The sequence below is a fragment of the Bifidobacterium sp. ESL0825 genome (assembly GCF_052606465.1).
Genome location: NZ_CP199590.1, coordinates 1 through 11,103 on the forward strand (window position 1 = coordinate 1; position 11,103 = coordinate 11,103).

The following is an 11,103-nucleotide window of genomic DNA, read 5'->3' on the forward strand; positions in this document are numbered from 1 at the left end:
CAAACGCCCAACCGGCATCCATAATCCGGACATTTTTAGACCGAAGACTGTTCATCCAGCCAACGGCGCTGAAGATATGCCCATATGCCCAACGGAATTCTGTCCACACCCTTATAGAGAAGAACCGGGCCCAGGAATAAATCCCAGACCCGGTTCTCTCAATCAGCAGCTCGGAAGATCAGTCCTCGTCCTCAGCCACGCGGAATGGCTGTAGATCATCTTCATGGAGCAGATGAAGAGCACCAAGCCCAGCAGGATGATCACGCCGCCGATCATGAAGACATTGGCGTAGGTCGAAGCCAGGCCCTGCGCAGTGCCGGCCAGGCTGCCCGAACCCATGGATCCGTTGGCCATGAGCTGGCCGAAGAGGGCGACGCCGACAGAGCCGGTGATGGCCTGCAGGAGGTCGTTGAAGCCGAGCACACGCCCGGACTCCTCAGGAGCCACGGTCAGGTCGCCGTGTCAACGATGGGCTGGTAGAAGAAGGATGTGCCGAAGTAGTAGATGCAGGGCGCCACAGCCAGGGCCCAGATCTTGCCGGCGGGAATCAGGAAGGCGATGGCGATCAGGCCGCCGCCCATGCAGGCCAGAGCCAGGATGACCGAAGCCTTGCGCCCGATCTTCTGGATGATCGGCCCGGCAGCGAATCCCATGATGCCAGCCAGGATGATGGACCAGACCAGCAGGTTGGAGACCTTGGAGGAGTCGATGCCGTACACGTTCAGACCAATGGCGTTGACGCCCGCGTTCAGGGTGTAGCTGAAGAAGTAGCCGACGAAGATGACGGTCATGGTCATGGCGAAGGCCGGGTTGGTCAGCATCTTCGGAGTGATGAAGGGGTTGCTGGCCTTGTTGACGTAGACCAGGAATGCCACCAGGGTCACGATGCAGGCGATGCCCCAGCCCCAGTTGATGTCGGTGAAGAACATGGTCACCGAAGCGGCGAACAGTCCGATCAGCGTGAAGCCGATTCCGTCGATCTTGACGCCAGCGGCATGCTGGTCAGGCAGGTTCTTGGCCAGAACGGGAATGAAGAAGACGGCCAGGATGCCCACGCCGAAGAGCCAGCGCCAGTCAAGCAGGGTCATGTAGCCAGCCAGGAAGACTCCCAGGGCGGCGGCGAAGCGGAAGACCGCGACGAAGACGCCGTACCAGAGCACGCGCTTCTTTTCTCCACATACTTGGAGACCAGAACCAGGAAGATGGATCCGGAAACCTGCCAGCCGGCCGACTGCACCACGCGGGCGGCGATGACGATCCAGATGCTGAAGGTGCCGAAGCACCCCAGAATCGACCCCAGCACGAAGACGATCGTGCCCAGGATCATCATCTTCTTCAGGGAGACGAAATCGCCCAGGGAGCCGTAGATGACGCAGACGATTCCCAGGATGATGCCCGGCAGGGAGGTGATCAGCGGAGCCAGATTGGCCTGGTTGAGCTGCTTGCCGATGTTCACGTAGATCATGCCGAAGGCCTGCTGCTGGAGCACGCCCAGGGTGAAGATGATCAGGACCACCGGGATGGCCACGCGGGCCATCTTGTTCATTTTCGCGAACTCGGGAGTCCCCTCCTCAGGAACGGGTATGCCGTTCTTCTGCTCCTCGGAGACAGTTGACTCACTCATTTTTTCCTTAGTTTCCTTTCGGTTCTTCTCAATACGGAAGCTACTGGCGGCGAACCCGGCCGACCCTGTCGACAAAGGCGGAGCGGAATCCGTCCACATCCACGTCCACACAGACGCTGGCGTTGGCCTTGCCGCCCAGGATTCCGTCGTAATCGACCACCGTGGCCCAGAGTGAGCGGACTGGAGATCTCGACATCCACAAAGGCCTCGCGCATGGTGAACAGGTCGGGCTGGAGCAGGACCATGGCGGCAGAGGGATCGTACATCTTGATCCCCTCCTCGATGTGTCCGCCATCGTAGGACCGGAAGAGGGAGGCGACCATACCGCCCACTTCGCCCGCTGCGTCCAGATCGTCCAGGTCGCCGGCGACCAGATGGGCCTTGCGGCCGATGTCCAGACCGACCATGGTCACAGGCAGCCCGCTGCGGAAGACCATCTTGGCAGCCTCAGGATCGACGGAGATGTTGAACTCGCCATAGACCCCGATGTTGCCGCGTCCGGTGGAGCCTCCCATCATGACAATCCGGTCGATGTGGTCCTTGACCTCCGGGAAGGTGGCCAACAGCAGGGCGATGTTGGTCAGAGGTCCCAGGGTCAGGATGGTGACTGGCTCATCGCTCTCCAGCAGCACCCGCCGCTCCTCCAGAACCGCATTGTTCTCGGTCAGCAGGCTGTCGTCCGGATCAGGAAAGACGAATGACCCCATCCCCGACTTGCCGTGGGCTTCGGTGGCGAACCTGTTGTCGCGCATGAGCGGGGCCGCAGCGCCACGGGCCACGGGGATGCGCCTGCCCAGGAAGGTCAGCAGCTTCAGGGCATTGTTGGTGGTGTGCCCGATGCCCACATTGCCGGACACCGAAGCTATCAGTCTGATGTCGAAGCCGGGCTCGTCGACCAGCATCGTAATGGCCGCAGCATCATCGATGCCAGGGTCTGTGTCGATGATCAGTGGTCTGGTCATTGCTTCACTCCTTTTGCTCTTGTCGTGTCAAACTCAAATTCCTGCCCCCGCTTTGGCCCGCCGGGCTGCATCGACAAAGGCGGAACGGTGAAGACCGGGCCATCCAAGCCGACCTGCCGAAAATCGCCACCCGGGTGATGGGCGGAGGTGTCACATAGGCCTGCTTGAGCACATCCATCCCGGGAGTCAAGACCTCCTCGCGGCTGCCATCCAGCAGGACCCGGCCATGCTGCATGAGCACAACCCTGGGGAAGTTGCGGGTGACGAACTTCATGTCGTGGGAAATCGTGATGCAGAGCTTGCCTTGGTCCCGCAGACGGGCGATGATGGCAGCCAGTCGATCATTGCCGGCCTTGTCCTGGCCGCATGTGGTGGGCTCGTAAAGACCACGGCACCCGTATCCATCATGAGGACGGATCCGATGGCGCAGAACTTCTTCTCGGTGGGGCTCAGATCGAACGGATGATCGTCCAGCCGGTCTGCCAGGCCCACCAACTCAGCCACCTGCTCCATACGTCGCTCTATCAGATCCTGATCGAACCCAAGCTGCCGGGGACCGAACTCGAATTCCTTGCGCACGCTGTCCAAAGAGCTGATCGTCGGGATTCTGAAAGACGTACCCCACCTTCCGGGCCACTGGGCCGTGTCCGCCGTTGCCAGATCGACGCCGTCAATCAAGATCCGACCACTGGTCGGTCTAAGGATGCCGTTCAGATGCTTGGCCAGGGTGGTCTTGCCAGCACCGTTCTGACCGATCAGCGCCACGGGCCGATCACCTTCGAAGGTCAGTTCCACTCCGTCCAGGCACGATGGCCATGCGGGTAGATGTACTCCAGATGCTCCAGGTCGATCTTCATCGCAGCGCCTCCCGAATCATGCGTACCGCCTGGTCCTCGCGTACTGGCAAATCCGACAGTTCGAATCCTGCGTCCTGCAAACCTCTGCCAGAGCTTGACGTAATCCGGTATGTCAATCCCCACTTCACCGATCTCGGGATCGGTGAAGACCTTCTCGGGGTGCCCAGGGCACGAACCCGACCAGCCCCCAGGACCATGACCTGGTCGGCGCATAGGCGACCCGCTCCATATCGTGATCGACCATGACTACGGTGATCCCCTCATGGTTGAGCCGCTTGACAATGTCGAAGATCTCCTCGCTGCCTAGCGGATCCAGCTGGGCTGTGCATTCGTCCAGAACCAGGATGTCCGGTTCCATGATCAAGGTCGAGCCCAGGGCCACCCGCTGCACCTGTCCGCCGGAAAGCTCCAGAGGGTTCTTGTCGAGCAGATCCTCGATATGCATAAGGGCGGCCACCCGGGCCACCTTGGCATGCATGGTTTCACGTGGAACCCCATGGTTGCCCAGTCCAAAGGCCAGTTCCTCGGCCACGGTCCCGGCCGTATAGGAGAGCTGATTGAAGGGGTTCTGAAAGACCAGTCCCACATGTCTGGACAGATCGGCAATGTTCGAAGCGGCTACGTCGATGTCCTTGATCCGGACGCTCCCCTTGGATTTGCCTACGAAATAGTGCGGAATCAGACCGACCAAGGCGTTACACAGGGTCGACTTGCCCGATCCGTTGGCTCCGACGATGCAGAAGAAGCTGCCCTGCTCGACGCTGAAGCTCACCCGCTTCAACGTGGTCCGATCGGCATCACGGTATCTGAAGGAGAAGTCCTCCACTCGTATGACCTCGGTCATGCCCGACCTCCCCACTGGATTGCCAAAGTGATCAGACCGGCACGCGCGAGGCAGCCGAGCACCAGAGCCAGCACCAGGAAAACGATGAACAGGATGGTCATCACGGTGTCGCTGTGCCGCCAGACCACCTCCAGGTAGCTGGTCTGCCGCACCCCTCGGATGCCGAATCCCCGGGTCTCCAGGGTCATCCCGCGCTCCTGCGAATCCGTCAGGAGAGGAAGAACCACCGGCCCAAGCAGGGGCAGGAAGGCCCGCGCCCGGGAAATCAAGCCGCCGCCGGTCTCCAGACCACGTGCATGCTGAGACTGCTCGATGACCGCAATCCTGCGCTGCATCTGCGGGACCACATTCAAACTGGCCAGGATCAGGTAGCCGATCTTCGATGGAACGCCGATCTGCGTCAAAGCCGCAACCAGGCGACCCATGTAGGTAGTTTTATTGGTCAGGTAGAAGGACCCCAGGAAGACCAAAAGGGTTACTACGATTTTGGCCGCATAGAGGCTGCCTTCAAGGCCCAGCTCGGCAAATCCCAGGTCAAGAATGACCTTGGTGTTCCTTGGGCTATAGCACCCCTGAATGAACAGCAGCATGAGCGTGACGGGAATGCCGAACCCCAGCATCACGCCAGAGAAGGCCGGAGCACCCGGGCCAGGGCCGCTGCGATAAAGAGGATGACGATGATTCCCAGACCCAGGGTAAAGTCCGGCCAAGCCAAGGTCGTCGTAGGCCCAAGGAGCACACCCCAGCGATCTTGGCCATGGGATGCATGCGAGCCAGTGGAGAATCAGGAATCCCGTTCGTTGCAGGACCAGGCATCAGCGTTCAGACCTTTGGGTACGTTCACGGTCCAAGTCCGCTGGGTCGCCTGTCGATGAGCCCCAATCAGATTCTGCCGCGCCGTCGACCTTCCCGGCCGTGCTGAACTCTCTTGACTGGACGCTCCAGCCGCTTCGCGCTCGTCCTCGTCTTCGTCCTCATCCAGGTCATCCAAATCGTCCAGATCCGCCTGGTCCTCGCTGCCATCCAGGGCGTACTGGCTCAGGAAGCGCTTGGGGATTCGACGCACGATCACATAAGCGATCAGAACGGTAATGCCCTTGTCGATCAAATTCTCCAGCATGGAGGAGGAGAGCACCGAGATGACGATGTTCTTCACAGCCACCACCAGTGCAGCCGTGAGGACCGAAGTGCCGTTGACTCCGGTGGCACCCCCATAGACGAGCACGGTGATCAAAGAGGCGGTGACCGTGTTGACCAGGGCGCAGGCCAGCCAGACCAGGACGACTCCCCATATCCGTTTGAACAGCCCCGCCTTGACCATGTATCCGATGACCAGGCCGCACAGAACGCTGGAGAGCGCATAGGGCAGATAGACCGGATTGGCCACCAGGGCGAGGAAGACGTTGGTCAGCAGTCCGCACAGGGCAGCCACCCAGGGCCGGACAGACAGGCGATGACCGTGGTGCCAATCATATCCAGGAAGAGCGGCAGTTTGAGGGTGGAGCTCAGAGTCCGCCGATGAGGTTGATGCCCACCGCGATGGGTATCAGCACCAAGGATTTTGTCGAAACTGCGCAGTGATTCCTCTCCATAACGATCGCGCGCTCATAATCCGTACCGCCTTTGGTCCTTGAATGTCGATTTCTGCAGATGGCCGTCGCTCACAACCAGATCCGCATCACCGCTTTGAGAAACCACTTTAGTAAACAACTTTCATTGACAGAGACTATCAACAGCCGGATGGGGTGTCAAATGCGAAACCTCTGACGACGATCTCTCAGGTAAGCTTGATTCGCCAGATCCAACAGGTCGACAAAGCCGTTCGCCGGAGCGTCAGAGATGAGGAGGACAGGAACCACATGAACATCAAGGACATTGCTCAGCTTGCCGGCGTATCCACATCGACGGTCTCCAAGATCGTGAATCACAAGGACGCGAGCATCACAGCCGCCACGCGCGACAGGGTCCTTGAACTGGTCAGGAAGTACCACTACACGCCCTACGGATCCTCCAAGCCCAACACCACCACCTGGAGAATCGGGGTCCTGCTGAGCTCATCCATCTCCATGGACTCCACCTTGGACGGGATCATCCAGCAGGCACAGAAATCGGGGTACGGCACCCTGGTCTTCAACAGCTACGGCGATCACGACCAGGAGGAACGCAACATTCTGGCCGCCCTGGAGCATCGGGTGGATGGCTTGGTCTGGGAGCCGATCGACCGCGCAAGCCTGTCCTTGAAAAGCCGGATCGAGGCAGGAGGGATTCCCGAGCTCACCATTGGACCCCTAGGAGACGACAAGACCGCGCTCATGCCCTACGAAGAGGCTGCATACAGTCTTACGGAAGAGCTGATCAAGCGCCGCCACACCAGCATCGCTTGCCTGCTCTCGCCGGGCAGACGGACCCAGAGCTTCCTGCACGGCTATCGACGCTGCTTGTTCGACCACAACCTCCAATACCACGCTGACATGGTCCTGGGAACCATCGACGAGGATCTGACCCGGGTATTGGAGAACCGGCATGTCACCGGAGTCGTGGCATCCCACTACCACCATGCCCTGGAATTCCTCAGTTTGCCGAATCCATGCATTACCGCCTGCCCCAGGATCTCTCCCTGGTCTCGCTGATGAACGACACCAACGTGCACCTGCGCTACCCGGGCAGCCCGGAGATATCGTCCTACATCATGCGCAACGCCGACTTCGGCGCCTACCTGTGCCGACGGATCATCCACGCCATCGAACATGACTCCCATCAAAGCGAGGCATTCGACCATGTCTTCGCGCTGGAAGGCGAGCAGACCGTCGGCCGGCCCCCGGACCAGCAATGCAAGAAGATCGTGGTGGTCGGCAGCATCAACGTAGACACCTACCTGACCGCCTCCAGCCTGCCCAAGGCGGGCATGACCACCACGACCAGAAACTTCGCCTCCACGCCGGGGGCAAGGCCACCAACCAGGCGGTGGGCGTGGCCAGGCTGCAGCATCAGGTCTCCCTGATCGGCAATGTCGGCAGCGATCCGGCTGCGGACTACATCTACAAAACCATGAGGCAGGCCCATGTGGATGCCACCGGTGTGCGCAAGTCACCGGGGCGGACACCGGCAAAGCCTACATCTTCGTCGACAGCAAGGGCGAGTCGATGATCTCCTCTGGTCGCCGGCGCCAACGAGTCCCTGACGCCGGACGACATCACCGAGCGCGACCAGATCTTCCGGAACACCGGCTACTGCCTGATCCAGACAGAAATCCCCATGGACACTGTCGCCGAGGCCTGCCGGACAGCCAAGCGCCACCAGGCCGCCACCATCGTCAAACCGTCATCCTGCGACCACCTGCCTGAAGACCTGCTGGCTTCGATCGACATCCTGATCCCGAATCTCAACGAGTTGAACACCCTGATACCCGGACCAGGATCGGTGGTGGACAAGGCACAACAGTTCATAGACGGCGGGGTCGGCAAGGTCATCATCACCCTGGGCGAGCGCGGCTGCACCTGGTCACTGCCAGCGGGCACAAGGACTTCCCAGCCCACGAGACCCGAGCAATCGACGACACCGGCGCCAGCGATGCCTTCATCAGCGCTCTGGCCTCCTATCTGTGCAGCGGATGCTCCCTGGACAAAGCCGCTCGGATCGCCAATCTGGCCGCCGGTTTCAGCGTCGCCCACGAAGGCGTCATCCCCTCACTGATCAACCGTCGCCAACTGGAAGGCCTGATCGACTGAGCACTCCGGGTGCAAGCAGGGTCATGTTATCCGTCCATGGGCTTCGCTCTTCAACATAAAGCCCATGTGCGCGTCAATTTTGCAGTACCTATCATCAAGTGTATGCGGCGACGACTTTGGAAACCATCGCAGAAACATTTCAATGCTGATGGCTGGATTTTCCCTGACACAATGGGCCTTTATAATTCTCACCTATAAACAGATTACCCCGTCAATGGCAGGTGGCTATTTGGCTGCGATGCTGGACGGCGCCATGATGCCCAATGTTGATGATCGGTTACGCCGGGAATTGTCATTATCGAGCATTCCGATGGTCGATAAATGACCGGATCGCTTCTTTCGAAATCTACGAGAAGGATGCCATAATCTTGATGCGACATTCCCCAGTGGCTTCGTCATCGATACAGGACAAGACACTGAAGTGGACAGGCATGGGTGAAGCCCTACAAGATCAGCCCCTACAGGGGATCATTATTCGTCCCGTTCGTGAACTGATTGCAGAAGGCGAAAAAGCCGCAGAGATGGGCGCTTTTACGCAACCACCAATATGCCTCAAGCGATGCATATGCGCCAAAGCCTGGCTCTGGGCGCCTTGTCTACTTGGACAAGCATCACCATTTCCGTACCGGAACCAATGCAAGCAATCGGCTTTGAGCGTCACACCACTATCCGATAACGGATAGACGACATTGGACTCAACTCTCCCATTGTCTCAGAGTCGCGCCGATCAGAGCTAGACAACACAAATAACCTTCAGCGAGATGAACGAAGAGACGCCGTCCTAAGGATATTTAAGGTTTGTTTGGTTATTCTTTCGCTCCTGCGGGAGGCGGACCACCAGGTCAAGGTTTCTGCAGGAGGAGGAACGTCTCTATGACCATGGGCGATGATGGTGATCAGGAACTTCATGAATCTGACCAGGTTCTGGATGGCCTGCCCGCCCGCGGTGCTCGCTGGTCTCCCACTGGTTCGTCGATCTCCAGTAGGTTAATACGGCGTCCTTGGAACTCAATCAGCCGGCGGGCTGTCAGTGTTTGGTCTTTCCCAAACAGGACGCAGTGGATCCGGCGGCCAGCACTCATTGCCTTCATGGGTTAAGCCGGTGCCAGTACGCTCAATCATGGCCCATTACATTGCGACGCTCCATTCATGCTCCTCAGATGCCTGAATCCTGAAAGATCTTGGATTTTGGCAGAGCAAAGCTGATCGCTATTGGAACCAATGATCACCATTGCAGGAGGTGTCCGTCATCCCCAGCTTGGCAAAAAGCGCGAATCCCCTGGACCGCCATTGTCATGACTTGACCTGATGCGCGCCCAGCATATAATGATTTCACCGATTCGCCCGGACCGAATTCTGGCCAGCGCATATCCGCCCATCACCGCCAGCATGAATTGCACCGCCCGCGCCCATCGCGACTCATGCGTGTTCATCAGCGCTTGATTCAACCATCTGACTTCTGAAGTTCGAGAACTATCCCGAATGTTGAAAGCCAACGTTCTGCTGGTACGGGCAGACCACGGCGAAGACATCGGCATGATGTTCGAGGGACCCAGCCAGTTCTACGAACACGCCCCAACCCTGAGAGTCCGCCATACCGTATGGGAGAAATCGCCGTGAGCACTATGCCGATGCCGCTCGATGCTTGGCCTCTGGCTGGATGAAGCCGAACCGGCCATGGCCTTACGATTTCAGCAATTACCGCTATCCTGGGCGGCCCTGCTCAGCAAACGGCCAATCTGTATCCGCGGGAATACAACAAGCATCGTCTACGAGGGCCATCACTGGCCTACGGGCGCCAGGGACAGATCGTTAACCTCACCAGATGCGCATGGGCCGGATCCCAGCAATATGGGGCTCTTGTATGGTCGGGCGATGTCTGCATCCACCTTCGAAGCGTTCAGAATCACAAATCACTTGTGCTATCCATATGGGCATGGCCGGCATTCCTTGGTTCACCACCGACCTCCGCTTCCACGATGGTGATATCGACGATCCCACGTCTTCCGCGAACTGCTGTTGCGGTGAACTCGCAATTCTCCTGCTTCTCGCCCGTCATGCGCAATCATGGTGACCGTAGCCAGCATCACCCCGATGGGACCACCAGACCGCCATCACTACGGCGCAAGGCGAACGACGATTACCGTCCGGAGCGAGCAACAGGCCATGGAGTTATGGAAAGTCTGGTCGAAGACATCTATGTCAAGTTCATCAAGATCCGAGAACATCTTCGCCCTTATCTGCGTGAGCTGTTTGCCCAGGCACACCGATGGGCAACCGCCCATCAGGGCGTTGTTCTACGAATTCCCCCATGACGATGCTGCACCTCCGATATCGCCGACGAGTATATGCTCGGACCTGATCTGCTGGTAGCCCCCGTGGTAGAGGAGGAGCCAGATCCCGACAGGTCTACCTGCCTGGGTCATTCAAGGACGCGACTACGCAGTGGCAGGATCTTCGCGACGGAGCGATGTACAACGGGGGTCAGACGATTAGCCGGCAGAAGCCCCGCTGGAACTTCTGCCGGTATTCGCAAGGGACAGCAGAAACCACGAGCTGCTGGGCATACTCTGATATATCTGTCATTCGCATCGGTCCAGGACCTGCAGTTGACCCGATTTCTTAGGTCAATGGTCATGACCATCCCGTCCTAGACTCGTTTAAGTTCATTGCTCATATTCCGATAAGTTGATCAGAATGCCAAGTGGCATTGCAGTAACTTGGGACCATTTGCCGATATGCTGATCAGCGCATCTTTGCCTCGGTTATTTGACCTTCGATAAATGGAGCAATCAGGCAATGGAACGGATGCCGACTCCCTACTTTCTGCCAACAACCGCCAGTGGTCGGCGCCCCATGGATAACCGACAATCTTGGCAGATCGCGGCAGATAAAAATGGGTCAGCCTCAAACCTGAGGATTCCGTTATTGGCAATGTTTCAGGAGTTATGCAAGAACCGGCTGCTGAACGCTGATCGGGCATCGACATTTATTCAGCGCCTGGAGCCACTGGAAAGCATTCCTGCAGTGAAATCGGCCCCCTGTCGTTTTCGGGCATGCCAGCATCTCCGAAGGATTGATCAAGGCA

The 11,103-nt window shown here is 58.6% G+C and carries 8 protein-coding genes and 4 pseudogenes; 4 read left to right on the top strand and 8 right to left on the bottom strand.

The annotated features are described in order from the left end of the window. Positions 1-162: 162 nt before the first annotated feature. The 7 genes and pseudogenes from ACUIAG_RS09065 to ACUIAG_RS09095 form a co-directional block, all read right to left on the bottom strand. Positions 163-1,624, bottom strand: a pseudogene (locus tag ACUIAG_RS09065) (MFS transporter). After that, positions 1,621-2,586: a nucleoside hydrolase gene (locus ACUIAG_RS09070; protein WP_445340414.1), complete on the bottom strand. Its 966-nt coding sequence runs from the start codon at positions 2,584-2,586 to the stop codon at positions 1,621-1,623. The pseudogene ACUIAG_RS09065 and the gene ACUIAG_RS09070 overlap by 4 nt, the downstream one beginning before the upstream one ends. A 4-nt stretch (positions 2,587-2,590) precedes the next feature. Beyond that, positions 2,591-2,860: a hypothetical protein gene (locus tag ACUIAG_RS09075; RefSeq protein ID WP_445340415.1), complete on the bottom strand. Its 270-nt coding sequence runs from the start codon at positions 2,858-2,860 to the stop codon at positions 2,591-2,593. After that, positions 2,857-3,351 (bottom strand): ATP-binding cassette domain-containing protein, encoded by a 495-nt coding sequence (locus ACUIAG_RS09080; protein WP_445340416.1) that lies wholly within the window; start codon positions 3,349-3,351, stop codon positions 2,857-2,859. Before ACUIAG_RS09080 ends, ACUIAG_RS09075 begins: the two co-directional genes overlap by 4 nt. A gap of 216 nt (positions 3,352-3,567) precedes the next feature. Then, complete coding sequence (locus tag ACUIAG_RS09085; protein WP_445340417.1) at positions 3,568-4,287, bottom strand: energy-coupling factor ABC transporter ATP-binding protein; 720 nt, start codon at positions 4,285-4,287, stop codon at positions 3,568-3,570. Further along, positions 4,284-5,103, bottom strand: a pseudogene (locus ACUIAG_RS09090) (energy-coupling factor transporter transmembrane component T). Before ACUIAG_RS09090 ends, ACUIAG_RS09085 begins: the two are co-directional and overlap by 4 nt. A 154-nt stretch (positions 5,104-5,257) precedes the next feature. Next, positions 5,258-5,879, bottom strand: a pseudogene (locus ACUIAG_RS09095) (ECF transporter S component); the annotation flags it as partial. 267 nt (positions 5,880-6,146) lie between these two features. Between ACUIAG_RS09095 and ACUIAG_RS09100 the strand changes: the two are divergent. The 3 genes and pseudogenes from ACUIAG_RS09100 to ACUIAG_RS09110 all read left to right on the top strand — a co-directional run bounded on the left by ACUIAG_RS09100 (position 6,147) and on the right by ACUIAG_RS09110 (position 8,340). After that, positions 6,147-6,917, top strand: a complete 771-nt coding sequence (locus ACUIAG_RS09100) for a LacI family DNA-binding transcriptional regulator (protein WP_445340418.1) — start codon at positions 6,147-6,149, stop codon at positions 6,915-6,917. Positions 6,918-7,116: 199 nt separating this feature from the next. Then, a pseudogene (locus ACUIAG_RS09105) lies at positions 7,117-8,015 on the top strand (ribokinase). A gap of 148 nt (positions 8,016-8,163) precedes the next feature. Continuing rightward, entirely contained in the window at positions 8,164-8,340 is a 177-nt protein-coding gene (locus ACUIAG_RS09110) for a hypothetical protein (protein ID WP_445340419.1), read from the top strand. Between the two features lie 1,581 nt (positions 8,341-9,921). Here the strand turns inward: ACUIAG_RS09110 and ACUIAG_RS09115 are convergent. Continuing rightward, complete coding sequence (locus ACUIAG_RS09115; RefSeq protein ID WP_445340420.1) at positions 9,922-10,074, bottom strand: hypothetical protein; 153 nt, start codon at positions 10,072-10,074, stop codon at positions 9,922-9,924. Positions 10,075-10,814: 740 nt separating this feature from the next. On the opposite strand from ACUIAG_RS09115, the gene ACUIAG_RS09120 reads away from it, so the two are divergent. After that, positions 10,815-11,103, top strand: a 289-nt coding sequence (locus ACUIAG_RS09120; RefSeq protein WP_445340421.1) for a hypothetical protein, incomplete at its 3' end; no start/stop codon positions are given.